The sequence below is a fragment of the Streptococcus oralis SK610 genome, assembly GCF_000257455.1.
In the GTDB taxonomy this organism is placed as follows: Bacteria; Bacillota; Bacilli; order Lactobacillales; family Streptococcaceae; genus Streptococcus; species Streptococcus oralis_CB.
Genome location: NZ_AJKQ01000021.1, coordinates 51999 through 77501 on the forward strand (window position 1 = coordinate 51999; position 25503 = coordinate 77501).

Here is a 25503-nt window from a genome sequence, read left to right on the forward strand (position 1 = left end):
CTAGATTTTCTTAACAAATTCTGACTTGAGTTTCATAGCTCCAAAACCATCAATCTTACAGTCTATGTTGTGGTCACCTTCTACGATACGGATATTTTTAACGCGAGTTCCTTGTTTCAAATCCTTTGGCGCACCTTTTACTTTCAAATCCTTGATAAGAGTTACAGTATCGCCGTCAACCAGTTTGTTTCCATTGGCATCAATAGCAACAACACCTTCTTCTACTTCTGCAACTTCTGCAGGGTTCCATTCATAGGCACACTCTGGGCAGACCAAGAGGCTTCCGTCTTCGTAGACATATTCTGAATTACATTTCGGGCAATTTGGTAAGTTGTTCATAAGTCCTCCTTAAACTAACAATTATTCTTTAAAATTCATATGTTATTGAACAGCAACTATTATACCGTAAAATCCTACTTTTGACAATGTGTCCTAAGTCCAGCAGACAAAAAAATCATGCAACTGTTTACAGTTACATGACTTTTAAAAGATGATTGGTCATGGGCACTTATCAGGTACCTCATGATAAAAGGGGTAGCAACTATATTTTACAAACCAGGAGCTTGTCCAAGTTCTGCTGCAAGCATCCAAACTGTTTTCTCAAGTTCAGCCTTAGCACCAACAAAGATATCGTTTGTAACATCATCGCCTTCTTCATCAGTAACATCCAAAGCTTTTTGGAAAAGAGCGATGAGGTAGCGATAAATTGCTAGAACACGTTCCAAGCTTTCTTCAACGTTACGGAATTCTCCTTCTTCTTCTTCGATTTCACTGTGTTGAAGGAACTCTGTCAGAGTAGAGTATGGTTTGCCACCAAGTGTAATTAAGCGTTCGCTGATTTCGTCAAGGTAACCATCAAGACTGTCCATGTATTCATCCATTTTTGGATGCCATACCATGAAGCCACGACCACGCATATACCAGTGAACTTGGTGAAGGGCAATGTGTGCCACATACAAGTCCGCTACTGCTTGGTTCAATACTTCCTTTGTTTTTGCCAATGCTACTGGCGCTGTTTTAGACAATGTTGTTACGTCTTTTACTGCTTCTTTTTTCAATTCAACCATATTTCTTACCTCTTTCATTTTTTTGTAACCATCTTCTTAGTGGTTACAATATAAGTATACTACTCCCAGAAAACGATAGCAAGGAAAATGTACTATCTGAGAAAAGTTGTAATAGACTGATAATTTAAGAAAAATATACGGTCTCTATAAAAAAAGACAGTCTTAGAAGACTGTCTCGAATAATTTAGATTATTTTACAAAATCAAGCAATGCCAAGAAGCTTTCAGCTTCAAGTGACGCACCACCAACAAGGGCACCGTCAACGTCTGGGCAAGCCATGTATGAAGCAACGTTCTCAGGTTTAACAGAACCACCGTATTGAACACGAACTTTGTCAGCAACTTCTTGACCAAAGTCTGCAGCTACAACGTCACGAACGACTTTACACATTTTTTGTGCATCGTCTTGTGAAGCTGATTTACCAGTACCGATAGCCCAGATTGGCTCATAAGCGATAACGGATGCAGCAACTTGTTCAGCTGTCAATCCAGCCAATGCAGCAGATACTTGAGCACCTACGAATTCAGCTGCTTTACCAGCTTCGTAAGTTTCAAGTGACTCACCACAACAGATGATTGGAAGCATACCGTTTGCAAAGATTGCTTTTGCTTTTTTGTTGATATCTTCGTCAGTTTCATGGAAGTAGTCACGACGCTCTGAGTGACCGATCACAACGTAGTCTGTACCGATTTCTTTCAAAACTTGTGGGCTAGTTTCACCAGTAAATGCACCTGCATTTTCAAAGTAGCAGTTTTGAGCAGCAACTTTAAGGTTTGAACCTTTAGCAGCAGCAAGAACAGCTGTCAAATCAACTGCAGGAGCTGCGATACCTGCTTCAACAAGGTCTGATGAAGGAAGTTTTGATGCAACGGCTTCAACGAATGCTTTTGCTTCTTCTGGATTTTTGTTCATTTTCCAGTTACCAGCGATAAATGGTTTACGTGACATTTCACATACCTCTTTTTTCATTTTATTCACTATTATTCTATCATATTTATAAGGAGCTTGCAAACCTTACTCTAATTTTCAAGATTTTTCAAGCGACTAATCTTGCCACAAATTCATGGCATCGAGGAAATCAGCCGAAGCCTGAACTTGTTTGGGATTGTTGGCTTCTCGCTCTGCTCGTTTGGCCTCTACCTGAGCCACAGACTGAATACCTTCATGGCGCCAGTTTCGTAGGATGGCCTGAATATATTTCCAGTTTGGCTTGCCATTGAGAACAGCCTCTCGGAGAGCTTCCTTGATCAAATCCGCCTTAACTCCGTCTTCTTTGACAGTCTTAGAAAGATCTTCGATTTCAAATGGTGTTAATAAGCGTCCCAATTCTTGCTGAAAAGTTTCAACCAGATCCTTCAATTGATTCTGCGGATTTGGGGCTGTTGTAGCTGGAGCTTGGGTATCTAGCAAGCTATCCAAGCGTTCAAAAGCCAAACTAGCATCAAAAATCAGCTCAATTTCCCCATTTAGTTCAATGGTCCGATATTGTAGCAAACCATTTTCAGTCAAATTCGAAATGGATTGGTTGACATCTGCCACCTCTTTGCCAATGATTTCAGCAATCTGACTAGGTGAAACATCTCCTAGGGCTGTGGTATTTTGTAAATAGAAAAATTGCCAGACGAGAAAATCATCGCTGGAAGGAAAGAGTTCCTTAAAATGCAAGAGCAGGGCACTTGGCAAAACCAAGTTCCCTGATTTAAAAGCGTCAAAATATGTCATAATTCCTCTTATAGATATCCAAATGCAGCCGCATCATCCTCTACCTTTCTCCAGTCAAAAGGGGTTTCTTGATAAACTGCATAGTTTACCCAATTGCTGAAAAAGAGGGCAGCTGATGAAGACCAACAGAGACAGGGCGTCTCATTTACATCATCATTTTTAAAGTAGTTCTCTGGGATATGAGGGTCGAGTCCCGCCTCATAATCACGAAAATACTCTCTTGCCAAAGTGTCACGATCGTACTCCAAATGACCAAAACTATAAATCTCACGCAAATCTCGACTAGCTAGGATAGAAACCCCAATCTCAGGACCTTCTGACAGAATCTCCAGATTGGTCTTGTTTAAGATTTCTTCTTTTAAAATCTCAGTATGACGAGAATGAGGAGCTACATAGCGATCATCAAAACCTCTAAAAAGAAGATGCCCTTCTTTCAAGGTGTCCTGTGGATAAATTCCTGATAGTTTCCGATCCATCTGGTGCTTTTCAACGCCATAGCGAACATATAGACCTGCTTGAGCTCCCCAACAGATATGGAGGGTTGAAAAAACATGCGTCTTGGACCATTCGATGACCTGCTTGAATTCCTCCCAGTAGTCCACCTCTTCAAAAGGCAAATGCTCGACTGGTGCTCCTGTGATAATCATTCCATCAAAAAAGTCATCCTTGACCTCTGGAAAGGTCTTATAGAAGGTTTCCATATGTTCGGCACGGGTTGTCTTGGAACGATGTGTTTCCATATATAAGAAATCAATATCTAATTGCAAAGGGGTATTAGCCAAATGTCGCAAGAGTTGCGTTTCTGTTACCATCTTTTGAGGCATGAGATTTAAAATCAAAATCTTCAAGGGGCGAATATCCTGATGAGCAGCCCGTTGGTCGTCCATAACAAAGATATTTTCTGTCCTTAAAATCTCCACAGCTGGTAATTTTTTATCAATTCGAATCGGCATAATACCCTCCTAACAGTTCTCTATTTCGGGAATGATGTTGTCTGTTTGAAAGCAAAAACCTCCAAATACTTCTTCCCTTTATTATACTGCATGAAGATATAGTTTTCAATTATAGTTTTTCTCTAACTAGCTATAGTTAATTTATATAGCAGATGAAGAGAAAACAGCCCCAAGGACTGTTTTTCATTAATAATGCATAAGTACCTTGTAATCGTAATCTCCGATTTTTTCACGGCCTTTAAGCTCATCCAACTCAATCAAGAAAGCACAACCGGCTACAACTCCACCAAGTCTTTCAATCATCTCAATCGTTGCCTTAACAGTTCCACCTGTTGCCAAAAGATCATCTACGATGAGAACACGTTGACCTGGTTTAATCGCATCAGCATGCATGGTCAAGGTATCAATACCGTACTCTTTCTCATAGTCAGCAGAAATGACTTCACGTGGCAATTTCCCTGGTTTACGAACAGGAGCAAATCCAATTCCCAGCTCAAAAGCAACTGGGCAGCCAACAATAAATCCACGAGCCTCTGGACCCACGATCATGTCGATTTTCTTGTCAGTTGCATACTGAACAATTTCACGAACAGCGTAGCTATAAGCATTTCCATCTGCCATCAATGGGCTGATATCACGGAAGGTGATGCCTTCCTTGGGATAATTTTCAATCGTTGCGATATAATCTTTTAAATTCATCTTTTTCTTTCTTTCAAAGTTTTTTACTCTCTATTATAGCATATTTTTTAAGAAAGAAAAAAGGAAAAGTTAACTTCAATAATTATCTAACGATTTGACGATTTATAACTAGCCATAGCAATAAAGCCCAATTGCTGTTTATTCTTAGCAAACATTTTATACATAGTTAAAAACTGCTTTCTATTCTCCTTTTTACAAGCATTTACGCAAATTTTCAAAGTTCCTAGCCAACCTTCGTCATAAATCATACCTGATAATTTCATTAATGTCATTTCACCAGTCAATATTTTCACATCACGATAACCTGATTCTATCATCACCTGTTCCCAACCATCTTGAGTTAAAGGACCTACATTTACATGAATTGCTTGTGACAATTCCTGTCTGACAGACTCTTTAGCTTCCTTAAGAAGCACATCATGTGTCAAAAGAAGACCTTCAGGTTTTAAAACCCTTAGATACTCCATTACACATTTTTTCTTAGCTTTATCGGCTTGCATAGTCAGCATAGCTTCATTTATAACAATATCAAAACTAGCATCTCCATAAGGAAGTTTCATTGCATTTGCTCTTTCAAATCTGATCAAATGACCAACACCTGCCGTTTCAGCAGATTTTTTAGCCACTTCTAAGGCTTGTCCATCCATATCAACAGCAGTTATCTTACAACCAAAACGCTGTGCCAACTCAATTGCTGTAGTTCCCCTATTGCACGCAACTTCTAGTATTCTCTTTTCTTTTGAAAATCCTCCTTCCGCAATTAACCAATCTGTAGCACGTTTTCCACCTGGACGTAAGCGTTTTTTCCCCAGTTTTGCTAAAAACTTATGACCTGCTTCTGACATTTGAACACCTCTATTTTTTCTTCATTATAACATAAAATTATATTATCTGACAATTCTAATCTATTATTTGATAAACTAGAATCAAAAGCATACAAGCTGCCATGACTATAGCATAAATCTATGAATCACCTCTCTAGTTCGAATTCAATTGCTCACGTAGTTTACGCATATAGGTTACGACTACATATTTGTACTTTAGAGTTGCTGGCCTCCTTATCCGCTATATACGCTTTACTATCACGTGCCTATTCGTATAGCCAAGATTTCTCTATCTCTTTCTCTGCCGATTCTTGTTTCCAACGTCAGACTTAAACAGTCTATCCTAATGCCGTTCGATCAGCTACTCACAATAGTCAGGCTTGGGAATCACTTTTGGGTTTACTAGTATATGGTACCCACAGAGGACTTACACCTCAGATGAACGGAATACTCGTTGTACCTAAAAAACGAGCACATTCGTACTCGTTTTTAAAAATCTGTTAATTAAAGTGAGTTTACGTCAACCTTGATACCAACACCTTGAGTAGTTGTGATTGTCAAGTTTGTTACATAAGTTCCTTTAGCTGTAGCTGGTTTTGCTTTTTGGATTGTTTCGTTGAAAGCTTTAAAGTTTTCAACCAATTTTTCAGCTTCAAATGATACTTTACCGATGATTGCTTGAACGTTACCTGCACGGTCAGCACGGTAAGTAATTTTACCACCTTTAGACTCTTCAACTGCTTTAGCAACATCCATTGTTACAGTACCAGTTTTAGGGTTTGGCATCAAGTTACGTGGTCCAAGGACACGTCCAAGACGTCCAACAAGAGCCATCATGTCAGGTGTAGCGATAACTACGTCGAAGTCCAACCAACCGTCGTTGATTTTCGCAACAAGGTCATCTTCACCAACAAAGTCTGCACCTGCAGCTTTTGCTTCTTCAGCTTTTGCACCACGTGCGAAAACAAGAACGCGTGAAGTTTTACCAGTACCGTTTGGCAATACCATTGCGCCACGGATTTGTTGGTCAGCTTTTTTAACGTCGATGTTCAAGTTGTAAGCAACTTCTACAGTTGCGTCAAATTTTGCAAAGTTAGTTTCTTTTGCAAGTGCTACAGCTTCTTCTACACTGTATGCTTTTGTGCTGTCGATTTTTTCAAGAGCAGCACGAAGTTGTTTGCTTTTTTTAGCCATTTTCTATTCTCCTTGTAAGTGGTTCAATCGATTTTCATCTCCCACGTCACTTCTCGAAATGATGAAGTCTTGCGGGTTATATTGGGGGTGTTATTGATTAGTCAACAACAGTGAATCCCATAGAACGAGCAGTACCTTCGATCATACGCATTGCAGACTCAATGTTTGCTGCGTTCAAATCTGGCATCTTAGTTTCTGCAATTTCTTGTACTTGTGCACGAGTAACTGTAGCAACTTTAGTTTTGTTAGGTGTACCTGATCCTTTTTCAACACCTGCAGCTTTTTTCAAAAGAACAGCAGCTGGTGGTGTTTTTGTAACGAAAGTAAATGATTTGTCTTCGTATACTGAGATAACAACTGGAATAATCATACCAGCTTGGTCAGCTGTACGAGCGTTGAACTCTTTTGTGAATCCCATGATGTTGATACCAGCTTGACCAAGAGCAGGTCCAACTGGTGGAGCTGGTGTAGCTTTACCAGCAGGGATTTGCAATTTTACAAGTTTTTCGACTTTTTTAGCCATTTTTAAATCCTCCTTTGTGGTTTTGGCGGTAATTAGAGATTTTTACCTCCCACAAGTATGCTTTACACATACCTTTCCATTATACACTATTTATCTAAAAATGCAAGAGAAAAATTACTTTTTTAATCGACGTAATCGCCGCCTTCAAAGCCATAGTACTCTTCCAGACTGAGGCCACTTGCAGCAATTTCCTTGGCTTCTTTGCCAACGTAGCGAAGATGCCATTCTTCTGCCATGTAGCCAGTCTCTTTTTCCTTGCCTTTGAGATAGCGAACGACAAAGCCATAGTCAGCCGCATGATCCAAGAGCCACTGGGCCGCCTTCTCCTCTGTTACCAATTCTCCATTAGTCCCAATCAAATCAAAAGCAAGACCCGTTTGGTGTTCACTATAACCTGGGCGTGCTGAGTAGCGATCAGCAGCTTCCTTACCATCTTGATTCACATAGTCTTGATAAAGTTTGGTTTGAGTTTCATAACTTCTAAAACCACTGTAGTGATCGCTGATTGGGTAGCCAGCCGCTTGCATTGCTGCAATGAGTTTCAGCAACTCTGCCTTGGCTGTTGGATTTTCTCCAGGGTTATAGTCTTTTGACAAAGGATAGTGCTTATTAGCTATGACGATTTCATCGTATTTCCCTTGAATACTATAGTAGTCTCCCTTATTGACAACTTCTGCCTTCTTCTGACTAGAGGCTTGAGATTTGCTCCCTACAGTTCCTTCAGGTTGACTAGTTTGTTCCGTTTTTTGAGTGTTTTCTTCATTTTTAGGTTTTTCTTGCGAACAAGCTGCAAGAGTCAACGCTAGTATACCAGATAAAATGACATATCTTTTTTTCATTTCTTTCTTCCTCTCTCTTAGGCCAAGTGCTTCTCTAATTCATCGGATAAGGCTTTAATCATTTGTTCCAACTCATGGGATTTCACTTGGCAATCTTCTGCCGCCATTTCTTCTCAGGGCACCCACCAGACTGGACCACGGCCATTCAATCCATGACCCCTCATATCACCTGATCGTCTTGGAAAGAGGTGCCAGTGAGCGTGGGCATCTCCATTTCCTAGGAGTTCAATATTCATCTTTTCAGCCTCAAATGCTTTGGCAACGGCTTCTTGGACCAAACTCATTTCCTCTAGAAAACGAAGTTTTTCAGAAGTCTCCATATGGTGGAGTTCTGTGACATGCTCTTTTGCTAGAAATAAGGTATAGCCCTTAAAGTATTGGTGGTCTCCAATGACAACATAGCCTGTTTCTAGTTCTTTGACAAAGTAGGGATTTTCCCCTGCCTTGATCCATTCAATTCTTTGACAAATCAAGCACATATTAGTCTACCAATGCACTCTTGAGATAGGCGTCTACCATACGCTCAGTCGCCACGACCGAATCAATGTGTGTTCGTTCGTAAGAGTGACTGGATTCAATACCAGCTCCAAGGAGGGCATGCTTAACCTCTGCTCCTGCTGACATAGCTGCCGAAGCGTCCGAACCATAAAATGGATAAATGTCGAGCTTAAATGGAATATCTTGCTCCTTTGCTAAAGCCACTAAATGTTGACGGAAGTCGTAGTGATAGGGACCTGAAGCGTCCTTGACACAGATAGACACTGTATACTCATCCGTCTGCTGGTCATCTCCCATTGCCCCCATATCGACAGCCAGATATTCTTCTACCTGAGTTGGAATATTGGAATTAGCACCGTGGCCCACCTCTTCGAAGACTGAAAAAGCAAAATGAGTTGTTACTGGCAATTCAATCCCCTCTTCCTTATAAACACGAAGAAGATTGAGCAAAATCGCTGCGCTGACTTTGTCGTCCAAGTGACGTGACTTGATAAAACCAGTCTCTGTCACGACAGTTCGCGGGTCAAAGCTGATAAAATCACCGACCTCAATACCCAAGGAGCGCGTTTCCTTTTCATTGATCACTTTTTCGTCCAAACGCACTTCCATATTGTCCTGCGTACGTTCTGCAGTTCCTGCATCCTTGTAGACATGGCAAGAAGTCTGGTGGATGAGGATGGTCCCAGATACCTTTTTACCTGTGCTAGCCACATGAACGGTACAGTTTTCTCCTTCAATCATGTTCCAAGGGAAACCACCGATACGATCCAATTTGAGACGACCATCCGGTTTGACTGCACGAACAATAGCACCCAGCGTATCCACATGGGCAGTCACATAGCGATGTTGTTCATCATTTTGACCTTTAATGGTCACATTGACACCACCCTTGGCTGTGCGAACAGGCTGGTAACCAAGCTCTTCTAAAGTATGGACTAGGTAGTCTGAAATCTCACGAGTAAAGCCCGTCGGAGATGCAATAGCGGTTAATTCTTTGATATAGTTTACAGTTTGATTCATTTCTTCACCTCTTTCCTACCATTATAACATTTTTCTAGTCAGACTCCTTCTCAAAAGGAGAAAAACTGTGTTTAGTTGCTTTCACTATAGATCCATGTTATAATACAAATACTTTGATTATGAAAGGAAAGTAAAAATATGAAATCATACTTTAAAGTATCGCTAGCCCTTGTGGCTTCACTTGTCCTCCTGCTCGGATGTTCCAAACAAGCATCAACACCTGCTAACAGCAGTACCAAAGAAGACACAACAACTCAATCAAGTGAGAGCAAACAAAGCAGTCAACAATCATCTGAAAAGAAAGAAACAACTAAAACACATACCTTTGTAAACAAAAATAATTCTGGAATCACTTCTACCTTGGTTTATACTGTAGAGGGGGATAATGTTATCAAGCAAACCGCTCAAAATGTTGCAGATCCTGAGATTCTTAACGCAACTCCAGAAGATGTCAAGAGTTTTATCGAAGAAAAGTACAAAGGTTATAATGGACTCAAAGGTGTTAAACAAACGATTGAAATCAAAGATGGAAAAGTTGTTCAAAATCTAGAAGTTGACTTTTCAGTTGCAAGCATTAGCGAACTTAGAAAAGCACTTCCTGAAGAATATTCTGGTATCGGTAATCGTGTCAGTTTCTCAAACTCTAAAAAAGCACTGGAAAAAATGGGATTCACAGAAAAGACGAACTAATCTCCTAAAATTTCATATAGACTAGTGTAGGTCCACCCCAAAAGTTAGACACAACTCTGACTCTTGGGGTATTTTATTACATCCCTAAGCGATGAGTTCAATAGATTCTCCCAAAGTGCATTTAAAACTTCCCACTTTTCAATCCATACGATAAAAGTTTTTTGAAATAGATCGAGACAAAACTTTAATCGTTAGACTAATTTCTATTCGTTGTCATGTCAAGTCAGATGAGTAGGGAGGTCTAGTTGATTTTGTAGTAGAATCATGTTATAATACAAAATACTTTGATTATGAAAGGAAAGTGAAAAATATGAAATCATACTTTAAAGTATCACTAGCCCTAGTGGCTTCACTTGTTCTCCTACTCGGATGTTCCAAACAAGCATCAACACCTTCTAGCAGCAGTACCAAAGAAGATAAAACAACTCAGTCAAGCGAAACCAAGCAGAGCACAGAACAATCATCTGAAAAGAAAGATGAGACAGAAACCCACACATTTGTCCACAATAGCAAACCTGGAATTCATTCTACCTTGACTTATACTGTAAAGGGGGATGATGTTGTAAAACAAACTGCTCATAATGTATTTGACCCTGAGAAACTTAATAATACCGCGGAAGGTATTAAGCAAATTGTTGACGATACTAATAAAGGTTATGAAGGGGTCAAAGGGGTTACACAAAAAGTTGAAATTCAAGACGAAAAAGTTATCCAAAACATCGAGGTTGACATGTCTGTCGCAAGTCTTGACGAACTGAAAAAAGCAATGCCGAATGAATATTATGGTATTGGAAACCGTGTAAGCTTTGCTGCTTCGAAAAAAAAGCTTAAAGAAGCTGGTTATACTGAACAAACCAACTAATGAGTCGTGCTCATACAAAAAATTCTTGGTCGATGACCAAGAATTTTTTCATTCCATCTCAAAAACGTCACTCTCTTGTTTGTTTGGTAGAACCAATGAAAGCAAGATTCCGATAATAGCAGGCACTAGCCATGGAAGAGAGGCTGACGCAAACGGAAGGGCATTAATCAGATTTTCTAGAAACTCAATTTTAAAGGAACTTCCAAGGACACTTGCAAGAGCAATAGCTGTAACAAGCCCAATAGTTAACTGCATGCCCGGTTTTGATAGGGCGACAAACTTATTCACAATCACGATCATCACAATGGCGATGGTGATTGGGTACAAGATTACCAGTACTGGCACTGAGTACTTAATGATTGCATCAAGACCAAGATTTGCAATGGCAAATCCAATCAAGGTAAAGGCTGTTGCATAGACCTTGTAGCTGATTTGTGGGAAACGTCCGTTAAAGAACTCTGCTGTCGACACAATCAATCCAACTGTCGTTGTGAAGCAGGTTACAGTTACCATAACAGCAAGGAAGAGTTGAGCTGTTGAACCAAAGATTTCCTGAGTTGCTTGCGACAAGATATAAACACCTGGTGTTCCACCCTTCATCGCTTCTGCTGGTACTGGGAAGTGATTTCCAAGGAATCCTAAACCAATGTAAAGAGCGCTAAAGGCAAGAGCTACAACGATACCAACCACCCAAATAGTTGAAATGTATTCTTTCTTACTGGAGAATCCAAGTTGTTTCAAGGTTTGAACTGCAATCACACTGAAGGCAACTGAAGCAAGGGCATCCAAGGTATTATAACCTTCTAGGAATCCTGTACCAAAGGCAGAAGCTTGATAAGCAGCTGACGCAGTTTGAGGACTTGTTCCACCGTATTTGAAAGCACCTAGTACAACCAAGATAACGATCAACAAAGCAAAGACTGGCGTCAAGATACGTCCGATTCGATCCAAAATCTTTGATGGATTGAGTGAAATCAGATAGGCTGCTGCAAAATACAACACAGTAAAGACAATCAATCCTAGGCCTTTATTTGCTTCAGACAAGAGAGGGCTAATCCCAACTTCATAAGCTGTTGTGGCTGTACGCGGAATGGCAAAGAAGGGACCAATCGATAGATAGAGGACTGCAAGATAAAGAGTCGCAAACCAAGGTGAGATTTTCTTAGAAATCTCATAAATGTATCCTTTAGGATTAAGCGTTCCGATGATGAGCGTTAGGACTGCAATCCCGACACCCGAAAATACAAAACCTGCGATGGCAGGAAGAAACTGTTCTCCAGATAGGGCACCTAGAGAAGGCGGAAAAATCAAGTTCCCCGCACCAAAAAATATTCCGAACAGGAGCAAGCCTGTTAGGGCACCTTTTTTAGCCATAATAATCTCCTTCATATTTCTAAAATACTGACCTAGTATACCATGATTAAGACTCTGAAAAAAGTATCCAAAATTAATCATTGAATGTTTTCAATATTTTTAAAAATAAGAATTATCTAAAAACAAAATCCCTCACTCAGTTGGAACCGAGCAAGGGAAGATTAGGGTCTATCACCATAGAGGTTTAAAGATTTTCAAAGGCCGTCATTCCACCTTGGACATTGATAACGTCATAACCCTGTTCAGCTAGAAATTGACAAGCACGCGCTGATCTCATACCAGATTTGCAAATGACATAATGCAAGAGGTCCTTATCCAACTGATCATAAGTATCAGCCAATTGACTGAGCGGAAGATTCTGAACACCTTCTAAATGAAGCATCTCAAACTCTTCTACTTCTCTCACATCTAAAACGGAAAGGGACCCTTTCTGGTAAAGCTGGTAAAATTCATCGAAGGCTATTTCTTTCATTCTTTTTCTCCTAAAATTGTTTTAATTCTTTTTTTCAAATCGGGCACCACTTCTGACTCAAACCAAGGATTCTTAGCCATCCAGATTTGATTTCGTGGTGAGGGGTGAACTAGTGGAAAATAGGTTGGTAAGTAGTTCTGGTAATGTTTTACCCTCTCTGTCACCTTGCCACTGATTTTCTCCTGTAAATAATAGGCTTGGGCATATTGCCCAATCAAGAGAGTTAATTGGATATCGGGCAATTCCTTCAAGAGCTCTGGATGCCATTTTTCTGCGAAACCTGTACGAGGTGGCAGGTCGCCTGACTTACCATGTCCTGGAAAGTAAAAATCCATTGGCAGAACTGCAAAGTATCCTGAGTTGTAAAAGGTGTCTTCGTCAACACCAAGCCAGTCCCGTAAGCGATCGCCACTCTTATCCTTCCAATAAATCCCAGCTTCTTGTGTTTTAAGTCCAGGAGCCTGACCGACAATATTGATGCGAGCTGTCTTTGGCGCCGCAAAGAGAGGTTCGATTCCGCGTTCTGTATAGCTGGTATTTTGTGGATCCGCCATAATGGCTTGCTTGATTCTTTCAATTTGAGACATCTGTTTTCCCTCCAAAAAGAAGTCCAAGCATACAATCTCAGACTTCTATCGTTTTATTTGATCAATTCATAAATAGCTTCTGCATAGATTGCTGCTGCTCGAAAGAGATCGTCCAAGGCGATAAATTCGTTGGCTTGGTGCATGGTATCGATTGAGTCTGGGAACATAGCACCGTAGGCAACGCCACGTTCCAGCAAGCGACCAAAGGTACCACCACCGATGACTTGCTCGTGACCTTTAAGACCCGTTTGTTTTTCATAGACATTCAACAAGGTTTGCACAAGCGGATCTTCCATTGGCACATAGTGAGGGGTGTGACCGTGTTCGGAAAGGCTAACAGAAGCAACTGGCAAGTTTTCAAGGATTGACTGGATCTGCTCTGGACTTGTTCCTTTTGGATAACGGAAGTTAAGAGCAATCGTATTGTCAGCACTTGTTTCATCAAAGCGGAAGACACCGGCATTCATAGAAAGGGCACCCATCTTTTCATCCACATGAGCAACCTTGAGATTTTCACCCTCATGGTCATTCAAGAGAATCTTACCAGCGATGTCGAGGTAGTCTTTGGCTGGTCCTGCAAAGTCAAACTGACTGAGGAAAAGGGCAAGGTAGGTCGCACCATTGACACCTGAAGCAGGCATAGCACCATGGGCTGATTTACCAATCACAGTCACCTTGTACTGGCCGTTTTCTTCTTGGAGTTCTCCTCTGAGTTTGTGCTCTGCAACAAAGGCATCTAGTTTAGCTTGCAAGTCAGCCAAGTCACCTGAAACGACTGCTGTTGCTGATTCAGGTACCATGTTTTCACGCAAACCACCTGTAAAGCTATGAAGACGGGCTGCACCAGTATTTTCACCTGCAAAATGGAGGTATTCCGTGATATTTCCTTTTTCGCCGTTGATGATAGGGAATTCAGCATCTGGAGAGAAACCAAAGTCTGGTTGCGCAAGTCCTACATGTTCAAAGTAGTAGTCCATGTCTGCCCAGCCAGATTCTTCATCTGTTCCGACGATGAAACGAACTTTTTTAGAAGTTGGAAGGCCCAATTCTTTGATGATTTTCAAGCCATAGTAACAAGCTGTTGTAGGACCCTTATCATCTGAAGCACCACGCGCATAAAGGCGACCGTCTTTGATAGTTGGTGTATAAGGGTCCGTGTCCCAACCGCTACCAGCTGGCACCACGTCCATGTGAGCAAAGATTCCGAGAACTTCTTCTCCTTCACCAAACTCAAAATGTCCTGCGTAGTTATCAACATTTTTAGTTGGATAGCCATCACGGTCTGCGATTTCAAGGAATTTTTCCAAGGCTTTTACTGGCCCAGGTCCAAATGGATGTTGCGCATCAGCCTTGCTGTCATCACGTTCTGAGTTGATTTCCAAAAGGCTAAACAAGTCAGCCAAGAGGTCTTCTTTGCGTTTTTCTACTTCTGCTGTAAAATCAATTGCTGTCATTTTTTCTTCCTTCTATCTTTTCTCGATGATTTCATCCACTGGCAAGCGGTAGCTTGGTTCTAATTTCTCGTCTGTGTAACCTACAGTAATCAAAAGCTCAGGGCGGAATCGGTCTTCAATATCCAAAACTTCGTTGGCTTTTGATTTGTCAAAACCAAGAATAATATTAGAGCCGATTCCCTGGTCTGTCAGAGCAAGAACTAAGTTCATGGCTACTAGTCCCGCATTAAGGGCCAAGTAGTCACTAACTTGCTGTTCACTGTAACGTGCAAATTCAGCTGGCAAATTTTTCATAAAATATTGAAGTTGCTCTTCAGAGAAGTTATTAGCGCCACCAACACGGGCAATCTTACGAGCACGTTTAGCCAAATCTGTATCTGTAAACAAGGCAATGGTTACAGGTGCTGCTGATACCTGCTCAAAGTTCGAACCATAAGCCAATTTTGCCAATTCAGCATTTTTCTCACGAACAACCACAAATTTCCATGGCTGGCTGTTGTGGGCACTTGGGGCCAAGGTTGCGATTTCGATAGCCGTACGAACATCTTTGGGATCCACCGGCTTATCAGTGAAATGCTTAGTCGCATGACGTTTTTTATTTAATTCAAGAAATTTCATAATCTATTTCCTTTTCTAATTCTACTGCATCCATTCTACCATATTTTGAAAGAGCTTGCAGAGATTTTTTCATAGAAAAAAATTGGAACACGGATGAAGCCATGGTTTTAAACTTATCATTAAAATCAGGTTTCCCCTCATCCAGTCCCAACTAATTTTCAGGGGTTTAAAGAAACTAGTCTATCTTATATTTTGACTTTATAGCCTCCAAAAATTTCTTCACATCCTCTACATACCCATGCTTTTCAATTAAACTAGCTAAGAGTTCTAGATTGTGCCCCCGATAGTTGTCATCTCGGCGTAGTTCTTCATACATTTCGATAAAAGGAAGCCCCTTGGACTTGGCCAATTCTAACTCCGCTTCATAATCATAAGAAACTTTTCGGAATAGAATGTTTACCAATTCCCCATCTGCTACTTCTATCACGGCATACTGGGCACGGTGATTTTTTAACGCCTCCCAGTCAAAATAGGGCATGCCAATCGTACCTGGATTGATGATTTGTTGCCCTTGACTGCCGTAACGAAGCAACTGCTTGTGGACATGACCATAGACTGCCACGTCCGTTTCCTCATCTAGGAGTTGGTCAAATTTATCTGTGTTATTCCCAACAGACAAGTCACCACCATCGTTCTTATTTGGCAAATTATGAGAAAGAGAAAAGCGCAGTCCATCAACTTCTTTCTTTTCTAGCATAGGTAAGTTTCGTAGCCAGACAATCGTTGCAGGATCCATTCGCTCCATCAAATACTGTGTCATACGCAAGAGCTGAACTTCCTGTGGGTCTTCTAAGCCATATTCCCCATCTAAGGCCTCCAGGAGACAATCATCCCAATTTCCTCGAACACTTGCTGTGATAGGAAGGTCCTTTAGCAGGGTGACCAAGTCATTTGCACCTGGACCGGGAAGAAAAACATCTCCCAGAAGCCAATATTCTGTCGCCTCTAGCTTTCTAGCATCTGCAATCACTGCTTCTAAGGCTGTCGTATTTCCATGAATATCTGACAAAATTGCGATTTTATGGTTCATCATAATCTCCTTTTGTTTGGTAGTCCACTCTTTCTTCCGCTACTTGAGCCAATTCCACTGCCTCCTGCGGGTTCAACTTTCTTTGCACAACTTCTGCTACTGCTCTTGGTACTCTAACTTCGACAATTTCATCCACACTGGCTTCCTTGATTTTAGTGAGAGATTTAAAATGCTTCATGAGATTCTGCTTGCGTTTAGGCCCCAGACCGTCAATCCCATCCAATTGAGATGAAAAGGAATTTTTTGAGCGCAGTTGGCGGTGGAAGGTGATAGCAAAGCGGTGTACCTCATCTTGGAGGCGTTGAAGGAGGAAAAATTCTTGAGAATTGCGAGATAACTCCACTACCTCAAGCGGATCTCCAAAGAGTAGCTCGTGGGTTTGGTGCTTATCATTCTTTTGCAGACCAGCAATTGGGATATCCAAACCCAGCTCCTCTTGGATGACTTGCTTAGCAATATTGACCTGACCTTGTCCCCCATCGATGACAATCAAATCTGGCGGGGTCAAGCCCTCACGTTGAACTCGGCCATAGCGTCTGCGAATAACCTCACGCATACTGGCATAGTCGTCTGGACCAACCACAGTCTTAATTTTATACTTACGATAATCCTTCTTGCTTGGTTTGCCATTGACAAAAACCACCATAGCTGAAACAGGACTGGTTCCCATGATATTAGAATTATCGAAGGACTCGATACGGACTGGGGTCGGGATTTGAAGCAAGCGTCCCAGATTTTCAATAGCTCCTTGGGTCTTTTCAACAGATTTTTCTAGCAGATTGAACTTCTGCTCCAGACTAACACGGGCATTTTTTATAGCTAGATTGACCAGTTGTTTTTTCTCTCCACGCTGGGGTTTGAGAATCTTGGTATCCACCAAGGCCTTGACAGCTTCTTCGTCGATATCTTGCGGAATCAATACTTCATTGGGAACCAGGTGGGATTTTTCTTGATAGAATTGTCCCACATAGGTCAAGAAGTCCTCATCCGGATCATTGTAATAGGGGAAAAGATTGACATCTCGCTCAATGAGCTTGCCTTGACGAACAAAGAAAACCTGGACACACATCCAGCCCTTATCCACATAGTAACCAAAGACGTCCCGATTTTGCAAATCTTTCGCCATGACCCGTTGCTTGGTCCGAAGTGTTCCAATGGCCTGAATCAGGTCACGGTATTCCGCCGCACGTTCAAACTCCATACTTTGAGCCGCCTTTGCCATCTTCCCCTTGAGGTCATCGATGATTTTGTCATCCTGCCCTTTTAGGAAATCAGAAACCTCCTGAGCCATGGAATGGAAATAAGCCTCATCTTTTTTACAGATGGTATGGGCCATACACTGGCCGATATGGTAGTAAAAACAAACCTTAGAGGGCGGGTTGGTACATTTCCGAAAAGGAAAAATCCGATCCAATAGTCTCTTGATTTCATTGGCTGCCCCCACATCTGGATAAGGGCCAAAATAAAGACCTCCGTCCTTTTTGACCTGACGGGTGATAATCAAGCGAGGATAACGCTCATTGGTGATTTTGATGAAGGGATAGGACTTATCATCCTTGAGCATGATATTGTACTTGGGCTTATTTTCCTTGATGAGGTTGATTTCCAGCAGAAGCGCCTCAATATTGGACTCAGTGACGATAAATTCAAAATCCACAATTTCAGACACCAGAGCCTCCGTCTTAGTATCGTGACTCCCACGAAAATAGGATCGCACACGGTTGCGTAGATTTTTAGCCTTTCCTACATAGATAATGGTGCCATTTTTATCCTTGTGAATGTAACAACCAGGGCTGGTCGGCAAGAGCTCTAGTTTTGATTTGATCAAGTTATTCATAGTTCCATTATAGCAAAAAGGCCGTAACAGGACGAACAAAAAGCCCCACCAATCACTTGTTGGAGGAGCTTTGATTTCATTTCGGATTGCACTGACTTCATCTAGTCGCTACTGGTATAGAGTTTTTGAACAGCCTTTACATCCTGAGCCTGAATCCCATAGTAGGAACCTGCTGGCTGCATGACAGAAGTTTCCTTGGTATGATCCAATCCAATGGCATGCCCCAGCTCGTGCTCTGCAGTATGCACGATCCGTTCATAAGAATAACCATAACTTGGATTGGATAGATAATAGTGATTCAAGCGAACTGTTACAGATATAAATTGATTGGTCAATAGATTGGTTTGACTCTCGGCTTGACCAGCTACAGCAGTCGATCCATCATTCATCTCACTTGCCACAATGTCTGCCTGACTAGGATCCGCAACCACCTCAAAGGTGAAGGCTCCCGTTTGATTCCAGTTTTTTATGGCTTCTGCATAGGCACCTTGGAAGGTCTCATCCATTTGAGGTTCAATATAGATACGAGCTGAAGCCTGGGCCCACTTGCCTTCTGCATGTTGGTGACTGTCTGTCTGAGACAAGACTTCTAGCGTTCCCGTCTCCTTCCATTGATTCCAGCCACCTTGACCAATCTTATTCATTTTTTCAACCTGATTGACTGCAGAATGAAAATCACCAGACAGATACCAAACCACTCCAAAAGCAATGAGTAGTAAAATAACCACAGTCCAAACCAGACGCCAGAAGAAACGCCAAATTCCCAAAAGAAATCGGAAAAATAATCGAATAATCCAGAACATGACGTCCCACCTTTCATAAAAATAAGAACCTATCTTGAAATCACATTCTCCTTGACCAAGATAGATTCTCTATTTTACTGAAGAAAGCTGAAAGAAACCTAAAACTAAGATAAGCGTTCTTCCAAGACAAAGTCAATTGGTAGAGTAGCCAAAAAACGCTCCAATTGCTTTTCCCAGTAGTACCACTCGTGCTTACCTGGACTATGACTATAGGTCACCTCAAAACCTAGTTTTTTGAGGTTTTTCACTGCGAGATTATTGGCAGAGTAGAGATAGTCTTGCTCTCCACACCAAGCCCATAGTTTGGTCTTTTGATCGGACTTTGCAGCCATGCTTTCAAGCGAATGAGGACTAGCTGTCCAGTCTTTAATCTCTCCAAAAACTCCTCTCCAGTAGGCAAGTGACCCCAGATCCTGACTTTCAGGAGAAAAATCCTGAAAACTGAGCGCACCAGAAAAACTAGCCGCATGAGAAAAACGATTCGTCGATAGAGCGAGTTTGAAGGAACCATATCCTCCCATGGAGAGACCAGCTATAAAGGTCTTTTCTCGCTTGCTGGTCATATTGGGGAAGAAACGTTTCATGACTTGGGGGAGTTCTTCTGCTAGAGCAGTATAGTAGTTATAGCCATACTGAGTATCTGTGTACCAGCCATTGCTAGTATTGGGCATGATAACAATGAGATTGGTTCCACGTAACAAGCGCTCGACATTGGTACGTTTGAGCCAGCTATTTTGATTTCCTGACATTCCGTGCAAAAGATAAAGAACAGGAATATCTGTGCAATCTGGTTCAGTCACCCGACTAGCATCTGGATAGAGTACCGTAACGCCCCACTCCATATCCAAAACTTCTGAGTAATACTCAATATTCATAACTGCCATGGTTGTCTCCTTTTACTATTCTATAAGAAAAAGCCGAATTTCGACTTTTTCTGTAGGTATTCTGCTTATTATTTTGCTTCCATCACGACTGGCAAGATTGCTGGACGACGCTTGGTTTGATCAAAGAGGTACTTGGTCATATTGTCACGAACCTTGCCTTTGAGATCTGCCCAGTCAAAGTCATCACCTTGAAGATACTCTTCTACCGTTTGGTTAATCAATTCTGAACTTTCACGGAGAATATCACGGCTCTTCTTGAGGTAAACAAACCCACGCGTATGAACACGGGCCTTGGCCACAATTTTTTTCTCACGACGGTTTACAGTGATTGCGACGATGAAAATACCATCCTCTGACAAGACCTTACGATCACGAAGGACCACATTCCCAACATCTCCGATAGCATTTCCGTCAATCAAGACATCACCTGCAGAAACTGCTCCAGCTGGAACAAAATCTCCATGTTCATAAGACATGGTCGTTCCCTTTTTAGGGATGAAGATACGCTCTGGCAACATTCCAACCGCCATGGCAGCCTTAGCATGCGCATCTAACTCACGGTATTCTCCTTGGATAGGGAAGAGGTAGTTTGGTTGCAAAAGATTGATCATCAACTGCAAATCACGCGCATTCCCGTGTCCGGATACTCGCAAGCTTTGGGTAATGAGTTTCACCACACCACCAGCTTGGTAGATCATGTTTTCAACACGCGCCATGACAGCTTCTTTGGCGATAGATGGAGTCGTTACGATATAGACCAAGTCCCCATCTTTGATTTCCACATAGCGGTGGCGACCAATAGACATCTTACGAAGTCCATTAATAGGCTCACCCATACGCCCAGTCTCAAGGATAATCAACTCATGGTCTTCAAAACGAGACATGTCTTTGGGTTTGATCAAGAGACTTTCGTTGGCTAGAGACAATTTTTTGAGACGAATCGCTGTGCGGACGATATTTTCAACATCAAATCCAGTCAAAACAACTCGACGACCTGTATCCGCAGCAGCATCAAAGACCTGCTGGATACGAGAGAGGTTGCTGGCAACAGCCGCAACGATGATACGACCTTCCCAGTCTGCAATGGTCTGGGTAATTTCGTCTCCAACTTCACTCTCACTCGCCACTTGGATATTGCTATCTGCATTGGCTGAATCACTGAGGAGCGCCAAGACACCATCACGACCAATCTCGGCCAAGCGAGCAAAATCCGTCGCATAGGATTCACTAGCAGTCTGGTCAAACTTGAAGTCCCCTGTGTAAACAATGCTACCTTTTGGAGTTTTCAAGACGACTCCCAAACTTTCTGGAATGGAGTGAGTTGTACGGAAGAAGGAAACCTCAGTTCCTCCAAAGTCAATCTCCGTATCCTCATCAATCACATGGAAGTCATTGAATTTCTTAACAGCATCATTGCCTTTAACAAAGAGTTTTGCCAACTCAATGGTCAACTCAGAACCAAACACAGGCACCTTAGCCTCTGCTAAAAGATAAGGCAAGGCACCAATAGCATCTGCATGTCCGTGGGTCAAGAAGACCCCAGCGATACGGTCGCTATTTTCAAAAAGGTAGTCCATATTTGGAATGACGACATCAACCCCTAGTTGTTCATTTTCAGGGTATTTAAGTCCAGCATCCAAAACAAAAATAGAACCATCGATTTCAGCGATGTACATATTTTTCCCATTTTCTCGTACACCACCTAGTGTTGTTAAACTAATATTACTCATTTTTCCTCCGAAACTTCATTTATCTTGATTATAGGGTGAATTTACCCTCTTATTCTAAAAGTTCTCAAACTTTCAGCCGAATCTTTTCCTACCATTATACCATTTTTTTGATTATTTTCAAAACGAAGATAGGTTTTTAACTAGAGATTAGTCACTACTGTGAATCGAATTCTTTTACTTTGACTTCTCTTTTGGAGGCTTCAACGAAGATAATGGAACGATTGTACCACCAAAAATATGGGCTTTCTGAATCAATTTGATTTCAGATACCTTTCTCGAACTCTAAATTTCTCTTTTAGTTCAAAAAACTTACTTTTACCTCTCGACTTGAGAACTTTTTTCTACAAAGACATGATTTATCTACATGCAAAAGCGAGAATTTCCTGTTCGCTACAGAATCTAAAAATTTTCAGCAATTAGCCACTAAGATGGAGGGTAACGATAGGAAATTTTTTCAAAAAGAAAAAAGACTTAGAAATTCTAAATCTTTTTATCATCTTTAGTTTGGATAGATATAAGTGACGTTACCTAAAAATTCATGAGGATTAAAGAAGCCACGGTAATTCGCAATCTGCTTTTGACGTCTGTAGTTTGCTTCCAATACCTGGATAGAGTTTTCACTTTGAACATCTGTTACATAAGCAACGTGTCCATATTCACCACCATCCCAAACGGCGATTGCTCCTACTACTGGAACACTTCCTGTCTTATAGCCTTGAGCGCTCGCGTAGATTGCCCACGTGTTGGCATTTCCCCACCAGTTGCTAGCCCAAGGTGCCAATTCTTTCACGCCCCATGTACACTGACCAACAGGATAAGAGTTTCCATAGTTTGTCGGAGTCTTTTCGACAACATCTTCTGTATCAGATACCACGTTCGCAGTGCTAGCTGGAGCACTGTAGGTTGAGCTAGCCTGAGCGGAACCACTCACTTCCAATACGTCCCCTGGGTGGATAGTGTCAAAGATGGTTTTTCCATTCAAAGCTGCCAACTCATGCGGATCCATGCCGTTTGCAGTTGCAATGGCATAAAATGAATCTCCGTCTTGGACAACGTAAGAGTTGGCATGAACCGTTTGAGCACCAACTGTCGCTAAAATAGCGGTAGAAGTCAAACTTAGAGTCAGTTTCGTAACTGTTTTTTTCATAACTATAGTCCCCTTATATTTTCTTGATAAGAAAATCATACTTGATTTACATGTCAGTTCGTTTAGAGTTATATTTTAGTCATGTTACAAAAATTTATACTTTTACTACATAAGGTTTAAAAGCAGACATCGTATAAAGTGATAGAAGAGAATAAAAAATGAATCATTTCCCCAATCTTTACATCAGCAAACCATCCAAAAGACTATCTAATCAACCACTCCCACATCAAGCATTTATCCGACAAAAGAGACCAAGATAAGTCATCACAGTCCCTTTCCATCTATAACTCCATTAAAAAATCATACATTTCTTGCACGGTCCCCAGTGCCATTATTTCTTGATCTTTGACGGTTTGTTTAAGTTTTTGGTATATATGACTTTCTCCAATCTCCCTCTTTGGCGCTTCTTTATTGACTGTCATGACACCATCTTTAATCGTTACAAAGCCCAGTTCCTCAAATACTTGAATCATCTTGACCAGCAAGATTTGTTGGATATTGAGATAAGCCGCCAGATCTTTCAGCTTGTAGCGAATATCAAACTGTGGAAACTGGTAAATGGTTTTGTACAATTTGGCAAACTGCTCTCTGGTTCCATAACCTGTTAGATAGTAGGCTTTGTCAATGTCGTTCTTGAAATAGACCGCAGAGAAATTTTGTTCCTGAAAAACGGTCTTCAGCAGGGTAATATCCTCAGGAATGGTTTTCACAACAACCGCTTCACTAGTCGCTAAATCTGGCACCTCTCCAGAGAAATCCAAGACTGGAATTCCCTCTGGCAAGACTGCATTCTTCCCACGAATGTTAAAGAGTTGAACACCATCTACACGCGCATCCACCATCATCAACTGGAGGGCAGTTTGGCCATTCCATTGGTTAACAGACAGAGTGACTGCCAATTCTAGATTCTTGGTTTGAGCAAACTCCATCGCCCATCTACCTTGTCCGAAGGCCACCACTTCAAAACTAGCTTCTCCCTTAGAAATTTTTAATTTGAGGTGGGCATTGCCTACCCCCATAGTACGGGCACTTTCGACATGAAAATCCTTGATATAAAAGACAGGTTTCTTATTGTCCATTCCAAAAGGTGCCAAGCGTTCAAAGCTTTTAACCGTTTCCAAGCTAAGAGTCTCCAAGTCCAACTCTTCATCTAAATTTAACTTGTTCTTACCACTAGCATCTGCACCCTTTTCACGGACATAACCTTCCAAAACCTGGGATAAATCTGAGAGTTTCTCAACCTCTAGCGTCATCCCTGCTGCACCAGCATGGCCGCCAAAGGCGATAAAGAGGTCTCGATGGGGATCCAGAGCCTCAAAAATATCGACAGCTTCCACGCTACGAGCACTGCCCTTGGCACAACCGTTCTCTATGTTAAGAACGATGACTGTCTGCCCTAGTTCTTCCAACAAACGGCCAGCCACGATACCCAGAACGCCAGGATTCCAGCCTTCCTTAGCCAAAACCTGGACCTTCTTCTCAGGATCCACCATGGTCTTAGCTTCTTCATAGATTGACTGAACGATTTCCTTGCGCTCTTCGTTTTTCTGGTGAATCATGAGGGCAATCTCATGCGCTTCCTCATCATCAAAGCCAGTCAACAAATCAATGGCAGGATTGGGATCGTCCAAGCGGCCTAAGGCATTTAAACGAGGGGCAAGCTGGAATCCAACCGTTTCTTCTGTCACTTCATTAGCAGCAATCCCAGCCATGTCCAGCATTTCTTGTAGTCCAATGCGCTGGGTATGTCCCAACATTTCCAGACCATATTGAACCAAAATACGGTTTTCATCCGTCAAGCTCACCATATCGGCAATGGTACCGATGGCAACCAAATCAAGCAATTCTACTTGCACTTCTTCCAAAAGGGCGCAAGCTAGCTTGAAAGCCACTCCACAACCAGCTAACTGTTTGAAGGGATAGTCCGCACCCGGATGCTCAGGGTGAACAATCGCAAAGGCATCAGGAAGGGTTTCCGGCATGGAATGGTGGTCGGTCACAATGACATCCACTCCCATAGACTGGGCCAGTTCAATTGCTTCGTGACCTGCAACCCCATTATCCACCGTCACAATCAAGGAAATTCCCTCTTGCTCGATAAAGTATTTATAAACACTGGCATTTGGACCATAGCCATCGGTAAAACGATTGGGTAGGTAAACACGGCACTCAGCACCAAGCTGTTCCAAACTTTCCTTCACAATCGAAGCTGAAGTCATACCATCCGCATCGTAGTCTCCATAGATGAGAATGTTTTCCCCTTCTTCAATGGCCTGACGAATCCGTTCCACTGCCTTGTCCATATCATGGAGCAGATAGGGGTCATGCAAGTCCTCTAAAGAAGGTTCTAAAAACTTCTTTAGACTTTCTTCATCCTGAATCCCTCTTTCAAATAATAACCGAGCCACCTCAGGACCCAGTCCAGCCTTCTTGGCTATCTTTGTAAAATCCGCATCTTCAACCTGCGGGGCAAACTGCCATTCATAAGTAGGTGTTATCAAAAAGACATCCACTCTTTCTAAGAATTCTATCGTTTCATTATAACATGATTTAGGCATTTTCTCTATTCAGATTGCTTTTTTATAACATTTTAGTGAATTTTTTTCAGATATGATTTGACAAGAACATTCTTTTGTTGTAGAATCATGTTATAAAATCTAACACAAAGGAGATCTC

25 protein-coding genes and 1 pseudogene are annotated in these 25503 nt (G+C 41.7%); 2 read left to right on the top strand and 24 right to left on the bottom strand.

Annotated elements, in window-relative coordinates:
- The 12 genes and pseudogenes from HMPREF1115_RS08760 to HMPREF1115_RS08815 form a co-directional block, all read right to left on the bottom strand.
- Nucleotides 1-339, bottom strand: coding sequence for a zinc ribbon domain-containing protein YjdM (locus HMPREF1115_RS08760; protein ID WP_001061601.1), 339 nt, complete (start codon nt 337-339; stop codon nt 1-3).
- A 209-nt stretch (nt 340-548) separates the two neighbouring features.
- On the bottom strand, nt 549-1067 hold the full coding sequence (locus HMPREF1115_RS08765) for a Dps family protein (RefSeq protein ID WP_000229896.1): 519 nt from the start codon (nt 1065-1067) through the stop codon (nt 549-551).
- A gap of 189 nt (nt 1068-1256) precedes the next feature.
- Nucleotides 1257-2015, bottom strand: coding sequence for a triose-phosphate isomerase (gene tpiA / locus HMPREF1115_RS08770; protein ID WP_000087899.1), 759 nt, complete (start codon nt 2013-2015; stop codon nt 1257-1259).
- A 96-nt stretch (nt 2016-2111) separates the two neighbouring features.
- Complete coding sequence (locus tag HMPREF1115_RS08775; protein ID WP_000220742.1) at nt 2112-2789, bottom strand: DnaD domain-containing protein; 678 nt, start codon at nt 2787-2789, stop codon at nt 2112-2114.
- Between the two features lie 8 nt (nt 2790-2797).
- A complete protein-coding gene (metA, locus tag HMPREF1115_RS08780) occupies nt 2798-3742 on the bottom strand; it encodes a homoserine O-acetyltransferase MetA (protein WP_001122728.1) in 945 nt (314 codons plus the stop codon).
- 186 nt (nt 3743-3928) lie between these two features.
- Entirely contained in the window at nt 3929-4441 is a 513-nt protein-coding gene (locus tag HMPREF1115_RS08785; RefSeq protein ID WP_001049316.1) for an adenine phosphoribosyltransferase, read from the bottom strand.
- Between the two features lie 86 nt (nt 4442-4527).
- Complete coding sequence (locus tag HMPREF1115_RS08790; RefSeq protein WP_001287238.1) at nt 4528-5286, bottom strand: class I SAM-dependent methyltransferase; 759 nt, start codon at nt 5284-5286, stop codon at nt 4528-4530.
- A 483-nt stretch (nt 5287-5769) separates the two neighbouring features.
- Nucleotides 5770-6459, bottom strand: a complete 690-nt coding sequence (gene rplA / locus HMPREF1115_RS08795) for a 50S ribosomal protein L1 (protein WP_001085675.1) — start codon at nt 6457-6459, stop codon at nt 5770-5772.
- A 97-nt stretch (nt 6460-6556) separates the two neighbouring features.
- Complete coding sequence (gene rplK / locus HMPREF1115_RS08800; RefSeq protein WP_001085808.1) at nt 6557-6982, bottom strand: 50S ribosomal protein L11; 426 nt, start codon at nt 6980-6982, stop codon at nt 6557-6559.
- A gap of 122 nt (nt 6983-7104) precedes the next feature.
- Entirely contained in the window at nt 7105-7821 is a 717-nt protein-coding gene (gene ldcB / locus HMPREF1115_RS08805) for an LD-carboxypeptidase LdcB/DacB (protein WP_000747812.1), read from the bottom strand.
- Between the two features lie 17 nt (nt 7822-7838).
- A pseudogene (locus HMPREF1115_RS08810) lies at nt 7839-8300 on the bottom strand (HIT family protein).
- A gap of 1 nt (nt 8301) precedes the next feature.
- Entirely contained in the window at nt 8302-9339 is a 1038-nt protein-coding gene (locus HMPREF1115_RS08815) for a M42 family metallopeptidase (RefSeq protein ID WP_001077274.1), read from the bottom strand.
- A gap of 138 nt (nt 9340-9477) precedes the next feature.
- Between HMPREF1115_RS08815 and HMPREF1115_RS08820 the strand changes: the two genes are divergently transcribed.
- On the top strand, nt 9478-10029 hold the full coding sequence (locus HMPREF1115_RS08820; protein WP_000844330.1) for a DUF1307 domain-containing protein: 552 nt from the start codon (nt 9478-9480) through the stop codon (nt 10027-10029).
- Nucleotides 10030-10339: 310 nt separating this feature from the next.
- Complete coding sequence (locus tag HMPREF1115_RS08825; protein ID WP_000844331.1) at nt 10340-10891, top strand: DUF1307 domain-containing protein; 552 nt, start codon at nt 10340-10342, stop codon at nt 10889-10891.
- Nucleotides 10892-10939: 48 nt separating this feature from the next.
- Here the strand turns inward: HMPREF1115_RS08825 and brnQ are convergent, their stop codons facing one another.
- The 12 genes from brnQ to recJ form a co-directional block, all read right to left on the bottom strand.
- Entirely contained in the window at nt 10940-12265 is a 1326-nt protein-coding gene (brnQ, locus tag HMPREF1115_RS08830; RefSeq protein ID WP_001074602.1) for a branched-chain amino acid transport system II carrier protein, read from the bottom strand.
- A gap of 184 nt (nt 12266-12449) precedes the next feature.
- Entirely contained in the window at nt 12450-12737 is a 288-nt protein-coding gene (locus HMPREF1115_RS08835; protein ID WP_000658240.1) for a rhodanese-like domain-containing protein, read from the bottom strand.
- Nucleotides 12734-13324 (bottom strand): uracil-DNA glycosylase family protein, encoded by a 591-nt coding sequence (locus tag HMPREF1115_RS08840; RefSeq protein ID WP_000078134.1) that lies wholly within the window; start codon nt 13322-13324, stop codon nt 12734-12736. Before HMPREF1115_RS08840 ends, HMPREF1115_RS08835 begins: the two co-directional genes overlap by 4 nt.
- 53 nt (nt 13325-13377) lie before the next feature.
- Nucleotides 13378-14778, bottom strand: a complete 1401-nt coding sequence (gene pepV, locus HMPREF1115_RS08845) for a dipeptidase PepV (protein WP_000125054.1) — start codon at nt 14776-14778, stop codon at nt 13378-13380.
- 12 nt (nt 14779-14790) lie between these two features.
- A complete protein-coding gene (locus HMPREF1115_RS08850; RefSeq protein ID WP_000670151.1) occupies nt 14791-15396 on the bottom strand; it encodes a nitroreductase family protein in 606 nt (201 codons plus the stop codon).
- 175 nt (nt 15397-15571) lie between these two features.
- Nucleotides 15572-16426 carry a metallophosphoesterase family protein gene (locus HMPREF1115_RS08855; protein WP_001015768.1) on the bottom strand — a complete coding sequence of 285 codons (855 nt, stop codon included), beginning with the start codon at nt 16424-16426 and terminating at the stop codon, nt 15572-15574.
- A complete protein-coding gene (gene uvrC / locus HMPREF1115_RS08860) occupies nt 16416-18263 on the bottom strand; it encodes an excinuclease ABC subunit UvrC (protein ID WP_001061117.1) in 1848 nt (615 codons plus the stop codon). Before uvrC ends, HMPREF1115_RS08855 begins: the two co-directional genes overlap by 11 nt.
- A 101-nt stretch (nt 18264-18364) precedes the next feature.
- Complete coding sequence (locus tag HMPREF1115_RS08865) at nt 18365-19066, bottom strand: M57 family metalloprotease (protein ID WP_000498551.1); 702 nt, start codon at nt 19064-19066, stop codon at nt 18365-18367.
- Between the two features lie 104 nt (nt 19067-19170).
- Nucleotides 19171-19950, bottom strand: a complete 780-nt coding sequence (locus HMPREF1115_RS08870) for an alpha/beta hydrolase (RefSeq protein ID WP_000290047.1) — start codon at nt 19948-19950, stop codon at nt 19171-19173.
- 68 nt (nt 19951-20018) lie between these two features.
- Nucleotides 20019-21680, bottom strand: a complete 1662-nt coding sequence (locus HMPREF1115_RS08875) for a ribonuclease J (RefSeq protein WP_000065600.1) — start codon at nt 21678-21680, stop codon at nt 20019-20021.
- A gap of 499 nt (nt 21681-22179) precedes the next feature.
- Nucleotides 22180-22827 (bottom strand): COG3942 and LysM peptidoglycan-binding domain-containing protein, encoded by a 648-nt coding sequence (locus HMPREF1115_RS08880; protein ID WP_000754481.1) that lies wholly within the window; start codon nt 22825-22827, stop codon nt 22180-22182.
- Nucleotides 22828-23108: 281 nt separating this feature from the next.
- Entirely contained in the window at nt 23109-25328 is a 2220-nt protein-coding gene (gene recJ, locus HMPREF1115_RS08885; RefSeq protein WP_025171008.1) for a single-stranded-DNA-specific exonuclease RecJ, read from the bottom strand.
- Between the last annotated feature and the right edge of the window lie 175 nt (nt 25329-25503).